The organism is Rummeliibacillus sp. JY-2-4R (genome assembly GCF_053847205.1).
In genome coordinates, this window is the sequence record NZ_CM132623.1 from 1,399,713 (window position 1) to 1,416,016 (window position 16,304).

The following is a 16,304-nucleotide window of genomic DNA, read 5'->3' on the forward strand; positions in this document are numbered from 1 at the left end:
AAGAACAGGAACATTATGCGCTACAATTAAATTATATTATTATATTCCGATATTAATAGTGCATTGATTAATTATTGGAGGAATAAAATGCTTACTAAAATTAGAAAAGTTAAATTTGAACCAGAAAGAAAAAATCCAATTTATCAAGTGATAATGGAATGTCCTAATGGAAAAGAATTATATGTTAAATTTGATTATACCTATGTTACAGGTAATTTTTGGCCTTTAGAAGTTAATTATAATAAGAAAAACTATGGAGCAAAACTTGCTTGGTATACTCAAGAGGTTGAAAGAATGACAGTTCAAGAGTTTCTTGGAATAATTTCCGAAAAGATAAATAAGAAATATAATTTCAAATTAAAAGAAAAAATTTAAACTACGGAGCTTAATAGCTCCTTTTTATTTAGCAAACGCAGTCAATCGACTAGCGTTTTATTTTGCAAAGAAAGATGGTGAACTATGTTATCACTAAGAATAATCGACCTAAACTTTAATCTTATCGATGAAATATCACAATACGAATCATTGCAGCTAACTCGCAAATATCATGATATCGGAGAAATTGAATTAAAAATTAATCGTTATATTCGTGGTGCAAGTGAACTCACAAAAGATCGAATCATTTTTTCTCTCAATCATTTGCATAAGGCATATCAGATTAAACATCGTGAAATAGAGCTTGATGAAAATGGAAAGGAAACAGAGAACTGGATCATCAAAGCAAAACCTTTAAAGTCATGGCTTTCTCAAAGATTAATACTACCACCAGCAAATAAATCAAATGATGAAATAAAAGCTCCAGTTGAAACAGTTATGAAACATTATGCTGATGTGTGTGCTGTGAATCCAGTTGATTCTGATAGGAAAATCCCTAACCTTGTAATTGCTAACGACCAACAAAGAGGAGCTGAAATTAGTCGGTCACCACGTTTTGATGTGTTATCTGAAGAACTTATCACTGAATCACAACTTACAGGACTTGGGTGGAACATCGTTGTAGATATTAATAACAAGCAATTTGTTTTTGACATAGTTGAAGGGGTAAACCGAGTTGCAGCACAACGAGATAATCCACCTGTCATCTTTTCTCCTGAATTCAATTCCCTAAAGAGTATGGGGTATACAGAGTCATATCTTGACTACAAAAACATGGCTTATGTTGCAGGACAAGGCGAGGGAGTGGATAGACGTATAATCACAATAGGCGAAACCACATCAGGTCTAGACCGCTATGAACTTTTTGTAGATGCAAGAGACGTAGAAGAAACAACTACCGATGAGGAAGGAACAGAAACGCCAAGACTCGTTGCAGATATCGAAAAAGACCTAACAGACCGTGGTAATGAAAAGCTATCTGAATATGGTCAAGAAATTTACATGGAAGGTCAAATTTTAACAAAATCGTCATTCGTATACGAGAGAGATTGGGACCTTGGAGACATGGTAACAATCCAAAATAAAAACTGGGGAATTACAATGGATGCTCGTATAACAGAAGTAAAAGAAATTTACGAGGCAGGTAATCTAAAAAGGATTGAAGTAGTATTTAATAAAGATAAGCCAACATTTATGAATCTTATTAAACGCCAGTTCAAAAATATGAATCCTTTGATTAAGCAGTAACATTAGTGATGGAATTGTGTTGTTTTTATGTCAAAAATAGTTGAAATTTATTAAAGGTAAATTTTTCACTTTGTCGAATTGAACCATGAAGGAGTGAGTTTTTTGGCAAAAAGAGCAGAGGTAGATGTATTAAAGGAAGTTGTTTACGATGAAAGCAGATTAAAAAAGAATTGGGTACTTTGTCTCCAGTGGTGTAGATATAATTACGATGATGGAACAAGTGAAGAGGGATATAGATTTATTTGGAGAAGACCTAATGGTAATCTCCAACCAGCAATGGGACAGGCAAGAATCCCTAATTTATTTATGGCAGAAGCTTTAATGAGCAAAGCAAGAGCTGAAGGTTGGGGTAATTATTCAAGTAGTTTGACTAAGGATGATAACAAATAAAATAAAGATATGAAAGAGTCTAAAATGGTCTCTTTTTTTTCAATTTCCGACCTATTACATTTTTTAAGTGCTTGGAACATTATGCACCATTCTCTTTATTTAATTTATTCTGAACCGATAATTAAATAAGGTAAGTGTACAATCAGAGAAATTTGATGTCACAGAGCTATCGATGGTAAGGACTCTGTCTATGTTACCAGCAGCCACTTACTCAAAAAGGAGGAAAAATTAATGAAAGTAAAATGGGTTTCAAAAGGTTTAACAAGTTTGTTAGCTGTCACATTAGCTTTTAGTACAGCATCATCATTTGCTAGCGCAAAGGGATCAGACAGCAAAAAACCAGAACAAAAAACTAAAATTCAAAAAGAAGTTCAGAAAGAAGACAAAGTCAAAAAAGATGATAAGGTTCAAAAAGATGACAAGTCTTCTAAGAGCAAGGAAAAAAAGAAAAAGATTGTTGTAAAATCTAAAATTGGTAAATCAGTTGAAAAACGCCTAAATAGTGTAGACTCTTCTATAAACACTATCACTAAATCTATTAATTCATATTTTGGTGTAACTGAAGAAGGAACAACTGATAAACAATTAACCAAAACATCAGCATCTAAAAAGTACAAAAGTTATAAAGGAAAACTGCAAGCAGAAGTTAATAAAATTCGTGCTATTAATAAACAATTGGCGTCATACAAGAAAAAACGTGCAATTAATACTTCAGAATTTGATGAATTAGCAAATAAGGCTAAAGAGCTTCAACAATTAGCTACAGATGAGATTAAACGAGTGAAGTCATTAGCAGAACAGTCTTCTACTTCAAAAACAGAAGATGAAACGACAACTACAGAACCAAGTAATACAACAGTACCGACTGAATCAGGTGATGCAACGACTACTCCTGATGAAGTAGAAGAAACAACAGCCACAACACCAGCTACAACAGATTCAGCAGCTAATTAATAAAAGAAAATAGATTCAAATACACAAGGCTAGTATTTTTAATACTAGCTTTTTAAATGCGGATACGGAACATGAAGTACAACAAGGGTTACACATTAATAATCTTGTTTTATTTCCGATATTAATAAAAGTGTAAATGATATTGGAGGAACAAGATAAATGAAGTTAGATGAATTAATAAAACAAATAAATAAAAGTGTAGAGGACTTTGATTATGGTTTGGCAAGGAAGTATATTGAAGAAAATATTGAAGTCCTTGAAGGAAATAAACGATATTTGAAAAGCAATGCACGGGAGATACTCAAGTTCTTGATAGAACAATCAAAATTGGGGTTAGAACCACTATCAAGAAAAGAACTTTTAATTATCAATGCTGTCAATTCTTATGCGTATAAATTTAATTTAAGAGGAATTAAAGTTATGGTTAGAGAAAACGCAAAGTTATTTATTAGAGAAGATATAATTCCCTATTTAAATAATGATGCTAAGACGTTTCTTAAAGGTATGGGAGTTATGAAAAATTAAAGAGTTCAACAGTAATATCTGTTGACTTTTTTATGTTGCTGTTGGAACAAATAGTTCACTAGTTTATCGGTGGATATAAAGACGTAATATTTAGATAGTTAAGGAAAATAATAAAATATGACCAAAAGAGTGTTAATAGATAAAGAGGAGTGTTTTGAATTAAACGTTGGGAATATACAACAATGATTTGGGGTTCTAAAATTGATGTTCACGAAAGAGGATCACTAAAGGAAAGCCTGAATGAATTCGGGGAAGAAGGATGGGAACTTGTATCTGTAACTACACAAGTGGGAAGTAATAGTAACACTGAATTTAAAATTGAAAAAATATATACATCAGATACAATTTTTTATTTCAAAAGAGAAATTTAAAATAATTTTGGTACATTCATCGGGTGTGCTCATTATATTTGATAAACATAATTTACAAGTATTTAACAAATTTTAATAAAGGTAAACCTATTATTTTGTCGAAATTCATCAGTAGATGGAAAAGGAGGTATTAATTGTGGAAGTTAAATCTACAGACGATGAGTTAATGAAGGAATTGTCGAAGTTTATTTTAGAATCAAAATTTCAAATTGCTGCACAAAGAATTCAAATTTCAGCATTAACAGAACTTTTAATTGTTAATAATATGTTGAAAGAAGACGAAATTACAGAGTATTATAAAGATGTAATAGATGGTCTGGATAAAATATCTGTTAATGCCAAATTTGTTAAATATCTAAACCATTACTTAGGAATATAAACTAATCAGGCGCACTTCAAATAGAGTGTGTTTTTCTATGCCTTCCACAATCCCTGTGGAGGGTATTTATTTTGCCAAAAATTAAATATGAACCCTTTTACGGTTCAGAAAAGTAGGTGCAGAATGGCCGAAGAAAACAAATTAATGCTTGATATATACGAGCGACTTGGTGGAATTGATGCAAAATTGGATAATGTTAATGCAATTAAACAGACAGCAGATGATGCTTTAAAAATAGCTAATCGAGCTGATCAAAAAGCAGAGGACGCACAAGAAGATATTAAGTCACTTACAAACACTTTGAAATGGGGCTTAGGTATATGTGCATCTGCAATCATTACAATAGGAGTATTCGTTTTAGGAATTATATTAAATTAATAGGAGGTAATTGAAATGACAACAGAAAAGTTAAAACAATATATCGCTTTGTTCGGAGGGTTGCTTAGTGCAATCCTTTTATTTTTGCAAACTTTAGGACTTTATTTCAATTGGTTTAACCAAGATTCAATCGATGCTTTTGTGAATGTTTTAATGGCAGCAATCCCATTTGTTATTGTCCTTTATGGTGTGTGGAAGAACACTTATGTTGTAACTAAAAAGGCTCGTAACCAAGAAAAAGAATTGCAAAAGAAAGGGTTGAAATAATATGACTTCATATAAAAATTCTTATATCAACAAAAATAAATTTTCACGCCCTGGTGATAAATTAGCAGCAGTAAAAGGTATTGTTCTTCACTATACTGCTAATCCTGGTGCAAGTGCAGCTAATCATAAAACTTTCTTTGGTAACGTTACAGGTGGTCGTTATGCAGGGGCACACATCTTTGTGGATGAAAAAGAAGCACTGTGTATCGTTCCTTTAAATGAAATTGCTTACCATGCTAACGAAAAGAACTGTAGAATTGCAAAGTTAAAAGGTCATGTAGGCTCTTATTATGGGGATGCTAACTGTACAACTATTGGTATTGAAATGTGTATCAATAAATACGGGAATATAGAAGAAGCAACGTTCAATAGTACAGTGGATATTGTTGTTGAGTTATGCAAGAAATACAAGCTAACTGTTAATGATCTATATCGCCACTACGATGTGACAGGGAAGAATTGTCCAGCACCATGGGTAAGTAATCCATCTGAATGGACAAGATATAAGAGTACAGTTAACGCAAAATTGAATCCTATTACAAAGGTTTCTTCCACAGTTGAAGCACCAAGCTACTATAAAAGCCCGTCTGGTTTATATCGAATTAAAAAAGATTGTTATGCATATCAATCAGTTAAATTCGATAAAGATAAACGTGTTGAATTGTGCAAGAAAGGAAACGCATATACAATTGTAAATATCGTAAAATATGGCTCAGCTTATCGTTTAAAAACAAAATCAGGTTTGTATATTACAGCAAACAAAGATTATGTAGAAAAAGTTTAATTAACTGCCCTTTCTTCCACAGATGAAGAGAGGGCTTTTTTATTTGTATTTAAAATGGGTATTAATATCTATTTTATGTGTTACTATAGTAACGCAAGGAGTGGCAACGTGAATAAAGAAATTGAACGTATTAAAATTGAGTTAAAAAATTTAAGTGAAGAGTTAAGAAAGTTGAAAAGTGAAATCATTGAAGTACTCGAAAGCTTAAATACATAAATGTTAATTGCCCTGTCTTTCACATGGAGGATGGGGCTTTTTTGTTTAGACTTAAAGCTACTATGTTAGCACACCGTACTACTGGTCTTTTTTAACATTGAAATAAGAACAGTTGTTCTGTATAATAAATTAAAACAAACAAACGTTCTTATTTTGAGGAGGTAACATTGTGAAAGAGCAGTTAATAAAAGCCATGCAGTATCATCAACTTGTGGAGTTAATGTACGTCTCGAAAAACGGTGAAATCACGAAAAGGCGAGTAAGAGTCATCAAAGTAGTAGGCGACAAATTCCAGGCATTTTGCTTCATGAAGCATGCTAAACGTACTTTTATAATGGATAACGTTCTTGCAGTGTTGCCAGTAACATACAAGGAGCGTAACGCTATATGATGAGTGGGGAACAACGACAATTAGTGCATAATCAAATAATTTTAGATTTAGCTATCAGAACCCTTGAACGTGATCACAAGTATGTTGATGGATTAAAATCCAAAATGGCGTTAGATGCATGGTTTGAAATTACAATTAAACAAGCTACAAAAGAAAAAGCAAAAATTAAACGTCAATTGAGTGCCATGGGTATACGAATTGAGAATGGAAAAAAAGAAGATGATTTTATTTCTGTTTACGAAGTGTTGTTTAGAGGAGCGACTGAATTTATTAGATACTCGAATATCGCCCTTAGAAACTGGACAAATGAAGAGATTAAACGATTGCTGAACATTGAATATAAAACTATAGATAATGGTAACACTCCTACGTATCATGAATAATTAAAATCCCCTCAACCATAATTGTGGAAGAGGGGATTATTTAGATTAACTAAATTTGATTGTTATGAGTTAAATTTCTTCTTTAACTAACGGGCAGGTTAGTGAAAAAAGAAAGAATAAAATGCAGTTGTATTCTCAAAAGAAAAATAAATAACTTATGTACATTCCGCATATTGTCAATCCAGTATGCTATACTGTAAACGAACCTTTGAAGCTTTAAATCTTTTTATCTGTACAATCTCCCTACTTGAACGTTGAGTAGGGTTTTTTATTGTGATTATACAGAGAAAATAAAAAAACAGGTCCTATATAAAGAGCCTGTTTTTTAAAACGATTTAAGATTAAGCTTTTTGAACGTTAGCAGCTTGAGCTCCACGATTACCTTGCTCAATGTCAAACGTTACTTTTTGACCTTCTTCTAAAGATTTGAAGCCTTCACTTTGGATGGCAGAGAAGTGTACGAATACATCGTCTCCATCTTCACGTTCTATAAAGCCAAAACCTTTGTCTGCATTAAACCATTTAACTGTACCTTGTTCCATTTTTGTTGCCTCCTAGTGCTTTACCACACATTGTATTACTATCCTTGCCAAAGTATCATCAAGATGAAAAATTGAAATTCATACTATATTTTACACCGAACAAAAATAATTATTCTTATCATATCAGGAAACGAAAAGAATTGCAAATTATTGGAACTTAACTAAAATAGTAAAAGCCCGCAAAAAAAGAAGAGCTACATGCAATACAAACAAAGAACTCATAATGATCATTCTAATTAAGTTATCTTTGTTGAACTAACGGGTGGTATAATAAAAGAAATTACTCAAAAACCAACCCCTCAACAAATTGTGGCAGAGGGTTATTTTTTATATAGTGGTTATATTCAGTCAAAACTAAAAAAGCTATGTGTAGTTTTTTGTAGCCAGGAACGCTTGTACAGACTAATTTATACGAAATACCGCCAGATATAACTTGACTACCATTCTGACTACCGGAACGCATGAAACGATATGAAATAATACAACTTTTATTTTATAAAGTGGTCATAATTGCAGACCATAATCAATTTATATAGGAAGAAACTCAATTATACAATTGTAAGTTAATCAACGGTAAAGAATCAGTTGGATTCTTAAAAACTGTTAAAGACTTAATCGAAAACCCAGAAGATTTATTGCTAGAAGCTTAATCTGACGGTATTTATAGAACCTATCGCTTACACAAAACCACCCTTTAAGTAGGGTGGTCTTTTAGTTGTTTTTGCTTTTTGAGCACATTTTGGGCACGCTTAAGGAAAAGATGATCAAGGAGAAAAACCTTTATCAAAATCTGAAATCAGTACAATAAATGCTATAAACATAAATGCCGATGTAAAAATCATGTTAGAAGGCATAGGGACAATTAAAAAAAGTAGTTGTAACGCAGTCATTCGACTAGCGTTATTTTTATTGAAATTTTTTATAACAAAGTCCTTTTAATTTGCATAAAATTATATAGGCAAAAGGAGGGGATTGATTGAAACGTTGGGAGTACCTGACGCTAAGTTGTAATGCTATTTTATTAGAAGATGATCAAGTTTCTTTTGAAAGTAAAATGGATGAATACGGAAAAAACGGATGGGAGCTTGTATCTGTAATAACTCAAGTGAAATCAAATATTAACAATGAAAATTACAGTGTAAAAAAGACAGAGAATACAGAAACGATATTTTTCCTTAAAAGAGAAATAGGAATATGATATCAACACATCCAAAAGGATGTGTTTTTTTAATGCCTACCACAACTAATCTGTGGAGGGTATTTATTTTGCCAAAAATTAAATATGAACTCTTGTACGGTTCAGAAAAGCAGGGGTTATATGGCGAAGATTTAATTAGAAATGTTTACGAAAGACTAGGATCTATCGAAGCAAAATTGGATGGAATAAAAGAGGTAAGATTATTGGCATCAAGAGCAGACGAGAAAGCAGAAAAAGCAAAAAATATTGCAGAAGAAGCTTTAGCAAGTAATAAATCAGCACATCATAGCCTAGATAAGCTTGCAACGTAGCATGAATAATTCATGTACATTCGCATATTGTCAATCCAGTATGTTATACTGTAAACGAACCTTTGAAGCTTTAAATCTTTTTACCTGTACAATCTCCCTACTCGAACGTCGAGTAGGGTTTTTTATTGTGTATTATACAGTAAAAATAAAAAAACAGGCCCTATATAAAGAGCCTGTTTTTAAAACAATTTAAGATTAAGCTTTTTGAACGTTAGCAGCTTGAGCTCCACGATTACCTTGCTCAACGTCAAACGTTACTTTTTGACCTTCTTCTAAAGATTTGAAGCCTTCACCTTGGATGGCAGAGAAGTGTACGAATACATCGTCTCCATCTTCACGTTCTATAAAGCCAAAACCTTTGTCTGCATTAAACCATTTAACTGTACCTTGTTCCATTTTTGTTGCCTCCTAGTGCTTTAAACACATTGTATTACTATCCTTGCCATAGTATATCCAGATGAAAATTTGATATTCATACTTTCTTTTACACCGAACAAAAATAATTTATCTTCATCATATCAGGAAGCGGGAAAAATTGCAAGTTATTGAAACCACAACTAAAATAGTAAAAGTCCGCAAAGAAAAAGAAGAGCAATCATGTAAAACAAACAAAGAACTCATAAAGACAAATACCGACTTAAATTAGGTGTTTAAACAATCTCTATTTGTATTCCATTCGTTTTAAAAGTAGTAATTTTACTTCAATAAAAGGGTGCGTTTATTTAGACGGTATTTATAGAACCTTATCGCTTACACAAAACCACCCTTTAATTAGGGTGGTTTTTTTGTTCTTGTGGCTTTTTCAAATGTTGTCAATTGACAGCATTATTTTATTAATGAACTATTAGCATGGTATATCTATATCTGTATCAATCAATGATCTATGGTATAATGAAAATGTAATTACTATTATTAAGGGGAGATGTCATGTTAACTAAAATCAAAAAAGTTAAGTTTCAGCCCGAATTTAAAAATCCAGTTTATGAGGTAATCCTTGATTGCCCAAAAGAAAATAAACTCTATATTAAATTCGACTACACATATAAGAAAAAGACTTTTATCCCATCACGAGTAAATTATAATAAAGAAGATAAGGGATCAAAACTTGCTTGGTATACTCAGAAAGTTGAGAATATGACGGTTCAGGAATTTTTAGGTCAAATTGCTCATAAAATAAATAAGAAATACGATTTCAAATTCAAAGAAACACATTGAGTGTTAATTAAGCTTAGAATAAGCAACGGTGGATAGTTTATATTTCTTGAGCTAAAATAATTATAGACAAATGTGTATTTACAGTATATAATTGAGTTAATAAAGTCCTTTATAGGAAAAAGTAGAATTCGCATATTACAAAGAGTAATCGTGTCTGTTCGGTACTTTTTGTAATATGTGAATTTTTTTCTTTTAAAAAGCTTATATATTAATAATTTTTTAATGGAGGTCATTTAAATGACACAAGGTACAGTAAAATGGTTTAACGCAGAAAAAGGTTTCGGTTTCATCGAAGTTGAAGGCGGAGCAGACGTATTCGCTCACTTCTCAGCAATCCAAGGCGACGGTTTCAAATCTTTAGACGAAGGTCAAAAAGTTGAATTCGACGTTGAAGAAGGCCAACGCGGACCACAAGCTGCAAACATCGTAAAACTTTAATTTTTAGAGTTAGCTTTAGAAATTTAAAAAACTAGAGGAATCCTTTTAAAAGGGTTCCTCTTTTTTATTTAGTTTGACTCCATGGTCTAAATAAATAAGTACATGAAGGTGTGGTCTTATTTAGCTTTACTCAACTGTACTAATAGAGAAATCAAACGATTAAATATTGAATTTAATGTGATAGATAATATTAATATTCTAACATTTCCTGAATAATTGATAATTCCACAACAATTTGGAAGAGGGGAAACTAAGATTAAGTTTATTATAAATTTTTAAATTGAACGTATTCCAAAATATTTCCGAAAGGGTCTCTAAAACTAATATATTTTCCTGGAGGACAATTAGATGGTTCATCTACAATAAAATCAACATTTTTCTCTTTTAAAAAATTAACTGTTTTATAAATATCTTCAGATTTTATTCCTAATACAACCCCTGAAATATTATTATCTCGATTACATGTTGCATTTTCATTCTCCACTAAAACAACTGGCAAGTCTCCGTGTACAAGTGAGACAATCTTGGGTCCATACTGTATGTTAAATTTAAAACCTAATATATTGGTGTAAAAGTCAATTGCTTCATTTAAATTTGGTACATAAATACTTATAACACAAACTTGACTTGACATATAAATCATCCTTTTTTTGTTTTTTCTTGAGCCATTATTTAATTTAGTACACCAAAAAGACATAGCGGAGGGAGCGTTCTCCACTATGTCTCGTTGAAGGGAGTGTATCAGGAAACAATTAATATATACCCTTGCTGCTAATTAATAAACATATATTTTTATATCACATCAATAATAAGAATTTATGAGCATAAGCAAAAAAATTGGACACTGTTGGAAAGTGTCTATGGTTGGAAAAATCTTAACATTTTCCTATAAAAATGAGAGCAGTGGCGAAAATGCACCACTGCTCTTAAATCTATTTCGATAACATTTTTATACTCTTTTTTGAGAATCTAATAAATGTAGCCTCACTAACAAATGTAGAGCCTAATAGGAGTGCTCCTCCTAGTATTTGAATAGTAGTCATTTCTTCTTGCAAGATTACTCCAGAAATCAAAATAGCTACAAATGGATCAACATAGCTTAACATTGCAATACTCTGGCCTTTTAATTTTTCCATCCCAGAGAAAAATAACCAAAATCCAATTCCGGTGTTTACAATCCCTAACAGTATGATAAAGGGAATAGATGAGCTTGACACATCCAAGATACCAAATCTCTCAGTAAAATATACATATGGTAAGAGAAGTAAAGCAGTTGTTCCAAGTTGGATGATTGTAATCTCTAATTTATCCATATTATGAATAAATTTATTTATTAACATTAATGCAGCGTAAAATACTGCGGCAACTAAACCAAAAAAAATTCCTAGTAGATCACTTTTGCTAGATGTACTTAAGCCATTTCCAACAATTAAAACAAGTCCTACTATCGAAACGCCAATACATATAATCTTTTTGATTGATAATGGTTCTTTAAGAATAATTGGCGAGAGAAGCATGACGAACACAGGTGCAAAGTAATAAGCTAATGTTGCGTTAGTAATTGTTGTATAATCGTAGGATTTATACAAAAAAATCCAATTCCCTCCTAATGCAATACCTGAGAGCAATAAGACGAAAGCATTTGCTAAAACGATTTTCCATGGAATAGATTTTTTCAATACAAAAAATACGAATATTAAAAATAGACATCCAATTGAACTACTGAGTAAAGCTGTTTCACTCGAAGATAAATCAATGTATCTGACAATTAAACCAATTGTACCGAAAATAATCATTGATAATATAAACTGTATGTTAGATTTCATCGTCTACTCCTTCGAATCTGCGAAACAGCTTATATTTCGCAGATTCTTAATCTGTTGTTAATATAAGCATATTTATAGGAGTAACCGGCGGTGGTGGTGAAGTTGAAACTGGCTTTCTAACGTAAGGATTTGTATAGACTAATGGCATAATAAGCCTCCTCCTTTGGCAAATTATTTAAATAACGATTTAAAACAATTATACAGCACAATTCAGTTTTTAGAATATTAAAATTATAAAAAGCACTTTTATGAAATCTCTGAAAAAGTCCATTCTTTGCAAGGGGTATTTCGAAAATTCAGATTGAATTAATGCTTTTTAAGTCAATTGCACCAAAAAAGACAGGTCTCCCTGTCTAATCTTTTAGTTTATCGATCTTATCTACAATCGTTCTTAATAGTTCATTCTTTTCTTGTTGCACTTTAAGAAATTTCATTAGATAACGGATTACGAATATAATGGTGGCTATGCAGAAGAAGAATATTAAGAGTGGAATAAAAAGTACAAATGCATCGCCTATTCCAATTCCCATTTATTTGTCACCTCGCTTTTTAATCATTTCCATGGTAACTCTTCTAAAAAATTGAGAATATCTTGATTGATCGCATCAGAATCTTTACCTAGTGTCATCAAATGCGTTGAATTAGGGTATCCTTTAACCACTTTTTCACTGCTGCTAACATTATGATAGATAAAATTAGCACTTTGCCCATACAGTGGCTCATCTAATTCACCATATAAAATGTGGATTGGTGATGTAATTCGTTTTAAATTTTCCATAACTTTGTCAATCATTTGTTGAAATGAAACCATGGAATCTGATGGTTGCTGTAAGAGCTCATTTATTTCTTCATTGATTTGAGTTTTACTTTTTCCTTCAAGTTCTTTATAGCGATTGGCATAATAAAGTATCCGCTTTTGTAGAGTAGATGACTTACGCTCTTTCGGTACTGACATTGTTACAATTCCAATTACATCATACTCTTGCCCTACTTTTAAAGCGAATTCTCCACCTAGAGATAGCCCTACAACTGCTATTTGGTCGAAGCCCTGATCCTTTAAAAATGTGTAACCTAAAACGGCATCTTCCCACCATTTTAGTGGACCAGATGATAATAATAATTCAGGTTCTATCCCATGCCCGGTATATAAAGGTGCATAGCATGAATATCCATATGAATTTAAATACTTTCCTAGCTTTTTCATATCTTTTGTGCTGCTTGTAAAAGAGTGTAAGAGCAATACCGCTCGTTTATCCCCTTTATAATAAAAGGGGGTTGGCGGAATAAGTTTGATCATTATAATCCTCCCAATGATATAAATTTCCTTATTCGAATAGAAGTAAAAAACACTTAAAAATATAGAATATAATTAATTATATAAAAAACTATTACAGCTTAAAATGAAAATAAATAGTGGGGAAGTGAAAAGCTGGTGTTTAGGCTTATTGAATGAAGAAATACAAGTAAGAATTTAGCTAATAATTATCTCGATTTAAGTCATATAAGGCATTGATAACGCTTATATTCATTCATTATAATGAAAATCGATTCTTACAATTCTAAAAGTTCCCTTTTATGCATACCAGTTAGTAATAATATACAATATAATACGTATCTTTTTAATGTAGCTGTAAGATTTTTATTCCTCTATATTATTTCATATGGTAATACTCGATGTAATTTTACGGACAGTAATGATCTTAAATCTAGGAGTGGGTTCTCTTGGAAGGAATGTAGTTGAATAGAGAAAATTGAGTTGAATAAGCATGTTTTGTGTGCGAACAACTAGTTGATTCACTTCCTACAGAGTGCGGTAAGCAATGGGGAGTTGGCTAAAAGGAATACCTACTCACGGTAAAGGTATTTACAGAAGTTTTAAGAGAAGTTAACACTTAAGTGGATGAACAAATTCTATCAACATGCTATAGTATATATAGATAAGCGTTATACACGTTTATCAGTTACTAAAAGTGTTAGCTAAATAAAAAATCGTGCCGAGGTGTTTAACTATGAATGAGCAAACTGTACGAGAACAATCAACATGGGAACACTACAAGTTAATCGAAGCTGAGAACTTTCATTTGAAACGACAATTAGCTAATAAAAACAAGGAAAACAAGCAATTAAAACGTGTAATAAGCGCTTTAAAAGAAAATAAGAAACAAGACAAACAACGCTATCGAAATAATGGAAAAGCTAAAAAATAAGATTCACTTAAATTAATACCTTAACTGATCAGTTACGAGCACTGAATATACGTATTATTGCGTTTATTGGGTGCTCTTTTATATATAGGAAAGTTTTTGATGAAAGTGGCAATTGAAAATTCAGAATAATGATATAATTATAACGTAGATATATGTTCGTTTGTAGGAGGGCTTAAAAATATTTTTAAAGAATGTAATGCTGAGAACTCTATAATAAACACATTGATATTGGAGAATTGAATTAATGAATTTTGAGATGAGATTAAAAGAGATAATTGAAAAAGATGATTATATAATGACGATATTAAGGACAGTGGAATCGTTAAAATTAGAAGATAGTTGGGTTTGCGCTGGTTTAATAAGGAATAAAGTTTGGGATATTCTACATAATTTAAGAACACCAATTAATGATATTGATGTTATTTATTTTGATGCTTTAAATACTTCAAAAGAAAAAGAAAAACTTATAGAAAAGAAACTAGAAACTTTAGTGCCAGATCTGACTTGGTCTGTGAAAAACCAAGCACGAATGCATAGTAAAAATGGAGTTGAGCCATACAGCTCTTCTTATGAAGGTGTTGCTCATTTTCCAGAAACTCCGACTGCTGTCGCTGTAAAAATTCAAAAAGATGAATTAGTTATTATGGCTCCATACGGTCTAAATGATTTGTTCGAAAAAATTGTAAGGCCAACACCGATATATATGAAAAATAAAGAATTATATAAAATTTATCAAACAAGAATGAATGAAAAACAATGGGAAGATATTTGGAGAATGTTGGTGGTAAAGTAATATAAATTCTTTCAAAATAATAAGATGAAAATAGTGGAAGTTAAACATTCAATATAGGCGGGACATTCAAATATTTAATTAGTTAATAGATATAGTAAAAAGATAACTGGAGGAACTCAAATGAAAAATATTTTAGTACTCGGTGGTACACGTTTCTTTGGTCGTAAATTAGTAGAATTATTAATCGAAGATGGGAATAATGTTACGATTATTACTCGAGGTCTTTCGGGAAATCCATTTGGCAATAAAGTGGAACATATCATAGGAGATCGCACAAACAAGAATGAGTTAGCAAAAATCATCGATGGCCGTTTTTTTGACGTCGTTTATGATAATATTTGCTATTCACCAAATGAAGCATACGATTTTTGCGAATTATTTAACGGGAATATTAACAAGTTAGTATTTACCTCGACCCTTGCTACATATTCAGCAGACGGAAAAGAAAAGGCCGAAATAGATTTTGATCCAACTAACTATGAAATTCGTATGGGAGACATAGCAGATTTTGATTATGGAGAAGGAAAACGTCAAGCGGAAGCAGTGTTCTTTAAATATGCAAAATTCCCTGTTGTAGCAGTTCGATTCCCAATAGTGATGGGTGAGGATGACTATACACGCCGTTTACATTTCCATATTGAACGAATATTAGAAGAAGAGCCAATAGGATTTATAAATATGAGTGCTAAGATGTCATTTATCCAGGCCACAGAAGCAGCTCAATTTTTAAGATGGGCAGGCAACAATGATATTGAAGGACCGTATAATGCAACTGCCAATGGAAAAATAGCATTATCTGAGTTAATTCAATTAATAGAAAAGGAGACTTCTAAATCAGCAAAAATCTCCTTCGATGTCAATGATGAAATTCGCTCTCCCTATGCAATTCCTGCATCTTGGTATATGTCAAATCGAAAAGCAGAAAAAAGTGGATTCCAATTTACAAAATTAGATAACTGGTTAAAACCGTTAATCTCATCGATTGTAAAAAATAATTAACCTTAAAAAATGAATCTGATGTTTCCCTTCGTTATCAAATGAAGGGGAACTTTTTTATTTGGAATTAATTAAATTGCTCAAGTTATCTAAATCGTATTGGTTTATTTACATCGT

General features: G+C 31.7%; 25 protein-coding genes. 19 read left to right on the forward strand and 6 right to left on the reverse strand.

Annotated features, from left to right (window positions below):
* Nucleotides 1–87: 87 nt before the first annotated feature.
* From ACWV26_RS06695 to ACWV26_RS06750, 12 genes are all read left to right on the forward strand, one after another.
* On the forward strand, nt 88–375 hold the full coding sequence (locus ACWV26_RS06695; protein WP_455897575.1) for a hypothetical protein: 288 nt from the start codon (nt 88–90) through the stop codon (nt 373–375).
* A gap of 84 nt (nt 376–459) precedes the next feature.
* A complete protein-coding gene (locus ACWV26_RS06700) occupies nt 460–1,623 on the forward strand; it encodes a siphovirus ReqiPepy6 Gp37-like family protein (RefSeq protein ID WP_455897576.1) in 1,164 nt (387 codons plus the stop codon).
* Nucleotides 1,624–1,725: 102 nt separating this feature from the next.
* Nucleotides 1,726–2,013: a hypothetical protein gene (locus tag ACWV26_RS06705; protein WP_455897577.1), complete on the forward strand. Its 288-nt coding sequence runs from the start codon at nt 1,726–1,728 to the stop codon at nt 2,011–2,013.
* A 231-nt stretch (nt 2,014–2,244) separates the two neighbouring features.
* Nucleotides 2,245–2,967: a hypothetical protein gene (locus ACWV26_RS06710; RefSeq protein WP_455897578.1), complete on the forward strand. Its 723-nt coding sequence runs from the start codon at nt 2,245–2,247 to the stop codon at nt 2,965–2,967.
* Nucleotides 2,968–3,126: 159 nt separating this feature from the next.
* Nucleotides 3,127–3,492, forward strand: coding sequence for a hypothetical protein (locus tag ACWV26_RS06715; RefSeq protein ID WP_455897579.1), 366 nt, complete (start codon nt 3,127–3,129; stop codon nt 3,490–3,492).
* 182 nt (nt 3,493–3,674) lie between these two features.
* Nucleotides 3,675–3,863 carry a hypothetical protein gene (locus tag ACWV26_RS06720; RefSeq protein WP_455897580.1) on the forward strand — a complete coding sequence of 63 codons (189 nt, stop codon included), beginning with the start codon at nt 3,675–3,677 and terminating at the stop codon, nt 3,861–3,863.
* 136 nt (nt 3,864–3,999) lie between these two features.
* On the forward strand, nt 4,000–4,242 hold the full coding sequence (locus tag ACWV26_RS06725) for a hypothetical protein (RefSeq protein ID WP_455897581.1): 243 nt from the start codon (nt 4,000–4,002) through the stop codon (nt 4,240–4,242).
* Nucleotides 4,243–4,365: 123 nt separating this feature from the next.
* Nucleotides 4,366–4,620 carry a hemolysin XhlA family protein gene (locus tag ACWV26_RS06730; RefSeq protein WP_455897582.1) on the forward strand — a complete coding sequence of 85 codons (255 nt, stop codon included), beginning with the start codon at nt 4,366–4,368 and terminating at the stop codon, nt 4,618–4,620.
* Nucleotides 4,621–4,635: 15 nt separating this feature from the next.
* Entirely contained in the window at nt 4,636–4,887 is a 252-nt protein-coding gene (locus ACWV26_RS06735) for a phage holin (RefSeq protein WP_455897583.1), read from the forward strand.
* A 1-nt stretch (nt 4,888) separates the two neighbouring features.
* Entirely contained in the window at nt 4,889–5,671 is a 783-nt protein-coding gene (locus tag ACWV26_RS06740) for an N-acetylmuramoyl-L-alanine amidase (RefSeq protein WP_455897584.1), read from the forward strand.
* Nucleotides 5,672–6,056: 385 nt separating this feature from the next.
* The gene (locus ACWV26_RS06745) at nt 6,057–6,278 is read left to right on the forward strand and encodes a transcriptional regulator (protein ID WP_455897585.1); all 222 of its coding nucleotides are present in this window, start codon (nt 6,057–6,059) and stop codon (nt 6,276–6,278) included.
* Complete coding sequence (locus ACWV26_RS06750) at nt 6,275–6,661, forward strand: hypothetical protein (RefSeq protein ID WP_455897586.1); 387 nt, start codon at nt 6,275–6,277, stop codon at nt 6,659–6,661. Before ACWV26_RS06745 ends, ACWV26_RS06750 begins: the two co-directional genes overlap by 4 nt.
* A 341-nt stretch (nt 6,662–7,002) precedes the next feature.
* Here the strand turns inward: ACWV26_RS06750 and ACWV26_RS06755 are convergent, their stop codons facing one another.
* Nucleotides 7,003–7,203, reverse strand: coding sequence for a cold-shock protein (locus ACWV26_RS06755; RefSeq protein WP_455897587.1), 201 nt, complete (start codon nt 7,201–7,203; stop codon nt 7,003–7,005).
* 976 nt (nt 7,204–8,179) lie between these two features.
* Between ACWV26_RS06755 and ACWV26_RS06760 the strand changes: the two genes are divergently transcribed.
* Together ACWV26_RS06760 and ACWV26_RS06765 are read left to right on the forward strand one after the other, a co-directional pair.
* The gene (locus ACWV26_RS06760; RefSeq protein WP_455897588.1) at nt 8,180–8,401 is read left to right on the forward strand and encodes a hypothetical protein; all 222 of its coding nucleotides are present in this window, start codon (nt 8,180–8,182) and stop codon (nt 8,399–8,401) included.
* Between the two features lie 68 nt (nt 8,402–8,469).
* Nucleotides 8,470–8,712: a hypothetical protein gene (locus ACWV26_RS06765; RefSeq protein WP_455897589.1), complete on the forward strand. Its 243-nt coding sequence runs from the start codon at nt 8,470–8,472 to the stop codon at nt 8,710–8,712.
* A gap of 195 nt (nt 8,713–8,907) precedes the next feature.
* Here ACWV26_RS06765 and ACWV26_RS06770 read toward each other — a convergent pair whose 3' ends face one another.
* Nucleotides 8,908–9,108, reverse strand: coding sequence for a cold-shock protein (locus tag ACWV26_RS06770; RefSeq protein WP_455897590.1), 201 nt, complete (start codon nt 9,106–9,108; stop codon nt 8,908–8,910).
* Nucleotides 9,109–9,639: 531 nt separating this feature from the next.
* On the opposite strand from ACWV26_RS06770, the gene ACWV26_RS06775 reads away from it, so the two are divergent.
* The gene (locus ACWV26_RS06775) at nt 9,640–9,927 is read left to right on the forward strand and encodes a hypothetical protein (protein ID WP_455897591.1); all 288 of its coding nucleotides are present in this window, start codon (nt 9,640–9,642) and stop codon (nt 9,925–9,927) included.
* Nucleotides 9,928–10,164: 237 nt separating this feature from the next.
* Nucleotides 10,165–10,365: a cold-shock protein gene (locus ACWV26_RS06780; protein ID WP_455897592.1), complete on the forward strand. Its 201-nt coding sequence runs from the start codon at nt 10,165–10,167 to the stop codon at nt 10,363–10,365.
* 265 nt (nt 10,366–10,630) lie between these two features.
* Here ACWV26_RS06780 and ACWV26_RS06785 read toward each other — a convergent pair whose 3' ends face one another.
* The 4 genes from ACWV26_RS06785 to ACWV26_RS06800 form a co-directional block, all read right to left on the reverse strand.
* Nucleotides 10,631–10,999: a VOC family protein gene (locus ACWV26_RS06785; RefSeq protein ID WP_455897593.1), complete on the reverse strand. Its 369-nt coding sequence runs from the start codon at nt 10,997–10,999 to the stop codon at nt 10,631–10,633.
* Between the two features lie 298 nt (nt 11,000–11,297).
* A complete protein-coding gene (locus ACWV26_RS06790; RefSeq protein WP_455897594.1) occupies nt 11,298–12,191 on the reverse strand; it encodes a DMT family transporter in 894 nt (297 codons plus the stop codon).
* A gap of 353 nt (nt 12,192–12,544) precedes the next feature.
* Entirely contained in the window at nt 12,545–12,721 is a 177-nt protein-coding gene (locus ACWV26_RS06795) for a hypothetical protein (protein WP_455897595.1), read from the reverse strand.
* A gap of 23 nt (nt 12,722–12,744) precedes the next feature.
* The gene (locus ACWV26_RS06800; protein WP_455897596.1) at nt 12,745–13,488 is read right to left on the reverse strand and encodes an alpha/beta hydrolase; all 744 of its coding nucleotides are present in this window, start codon (nt 13,486–13,488) and stop codon (nt 12,745–12,747) included.
* A gap of 712 nt (nt 13,489–14,200) precedes the next feature.
* Here ACWV26_RS06800 and ACWV26_RS06805 point away from each other — a divergent pair.
* The 3 genes from ACWV26_RS06805 to ACWV26_RS06815 all read left to right on the forward strand — a co-directional run bounded on the left by ACWV26_RS06805 (nt 14,201) and on the right by ACWV26_RS06815 (nt 16,190).
* Nucleotides 14,201–14,398, forward strand: coding sequence for a hypothetical protein (locus ACWV26_RS06805; RefSeq protein ID WP_455897597.1), 198 nt, complete (start codon nt 14,201–14,203; stop codon nt 14,396–14,398).
* A gap of 244 nt (nt 14,399–14,642) precedes the next feature.
* Nucleotides 14,643–15,191, forward strand: a complete 549-nt coding sequence (locus ACWV26_RS06810) for a nucleotidyltransferase family protein (protein ID WP_455897598.1) — start codon at nt 14,643–14,645, stop codon at nt 15,189–15,191.
* A 120-nt stretch (nt 15,192–15,311) separates the two neighbouring features.
* Complete coding sequence (locus ACWV26_RS06815; protein ID WP_455897599.1) at nt 15,312–16,190, forward strand: NAD-dependent epimerase/dehydratase family protein; 879 nt, start codon at nt 15,312–15,314, stop codon at nt 16,188–16,190.
* The last annotated feature ends 114 nt before the right edge of the window (nt 16,191–16,304 follow it).

What these genes read in the sequence shown, in the direction of transcription:
- ACWV26_RS06695 (WP_455897575.1), top strand. Translation starts at nt 88, where the DNA reads ATGCTTACTAAAATTAGAAAAGTTAAATTTGAACCAGAAAGAAAAAAT.
- ACWV26_RS06700 (WP_455897576.1), top strand. Translation starts at nt 460, where the DNA reads ATGTTATCACTAAGAATAATCGACCTAAACTTTAATCTTATCGATGAA.
- ACWV26_RS06710 (WP_455897578.1), top strand. Translation starts at nt 2,245, where the DNA reads ATGAAAGTAAAATGGGTTTCAAAAGGTTTAACAAGTTTGTTAGCTGTC.
- ACWV26_RS06715 (WP_455897579.1), top strand. Translation starts at nt 3,127, where the DNA reads ATGAAGTTAGATGAATTAATAAAACAAATAAATAAAAGTGTAGAGGAC.
- ACWV26_RS06720 (WP_455897580.1), top strand. Translation starts at nt 3,675, where the DNA reads ATGATTTGGGGTTCTAAAATTGATGTTCACGAAAGAGGATCACTAAAG.
- ACWV26_RS06730 (WP_455897582.1), top strand. Translation starts at nt 4,366, where the DNA reads ATGGCCGAAGAAAACAAATTAATGCTTGATATATACGAGCGACTTGGT.
- ACWV26_RS06735 (WP_455897583.1), top strand. Translation starts at nt 4,636, where the DNA reads ATGACAACAGAAAAGTTAAAACAATATATCGCTTTGTTCGGAGGGTTG.
- ACWV26_RS06740 (WP_455897584.1), top strand. Translation starts at nt 4,889, where the DNA reads ATGACTTCATATAAAAATTCTTATATCAACAAAAATAAATTTTCACGC.
- ACWV26_RS06750 (WP_455897586.1), top strand. Translation starts at nt 6,275, where the DNA reads ATGATGAGTGGGGAACAACGACAATTAGTGCATAATCAAATAATTTTA.
- ACWV26_RS06755 (WP_455897587.1), bottom strand. Translation starts at nt 7,203, where the DNA reads ATGGAACAAGGTACAGTTAAATGGTTTAATGCAGACAAAGGTTTTGGC.
- ACWV26_RS06770 (WP_455897590.1), bottom strand. Translation starts at nt 9,108, where the DNA reads ATGGAACAAGGTACAGTTAAATGGTTTAATGCAGACAAAGGTTTTGGC.
- ACWV26_RS06775 (WP_455897591.1), top strand. Translation starts at nt 9,640, where the DNA reads ATGTTAACTAAAATCAAAAAAGTTAAGTTTCAGCCCGAATTTAAAAAT.
- ACWV26_RS06780 (WP_455897592.1), top strand. Translation starts at nt 10,165, where the DNA reads ATGACACAAGGTACAGTAAAATGGTTTAACGCAGAAAAAGGTTTCGGT.
- ACWV26_RS06785 (WP_455897593.1), bottom strand. Translation starts at nt 10,999, where the DNA reads ATGTCAAGTCAAGTTTGTGTTATAAGTATTTATGTACCAAATTTAAAT.
- ACWV26_RS06790 (WP_455897594.1), bottom strand. Translation starts at nt 12,191, where the DNA reads ATGAAATCTAACATACAGTTTATATTATCAATGATTATTTTCGGTACA.
- ACWV26_RS06795 (WP_455897595.1), bottom strand. Translation starts at nt 12,721, where the DNA reads ATGGGAATTGGAATAGGCGATGCATTTGTACTTTTTATTCCACTCTTA.
- ACWV26_RS06800 (WP_455897596.1), bottom strand. Translation starts at nt 13,488, where the DNA reads ATGATCAAACTTATTCCGCCAACCCCCTTTTATTATAAAGGGGATAAA.
- ACWV26_RS06805 (WP_455897597.1), top strand. Translation starts at nt 14,201, where the DNA reads ATGAATGAGCAAACTGTACGAGAACAATCAACATGGGAACACTACAAG.
- ACWV26_RS06810 (WP_455897598.1), top strand. Translation starts at nt 14,643, where the DNA reads ATGAATTTTGAGATGAGATTAAAAGAGATAATTGAAAAAGATGATTAT.
- ACWV26_RS06815 (WP_455897599.1), top strand. Translation starts at nt 15,312, where the DNA reads ATGAAAAATATTTTAGTACTCGGTGGTACACGTTTCTTTGGTCGTAAA.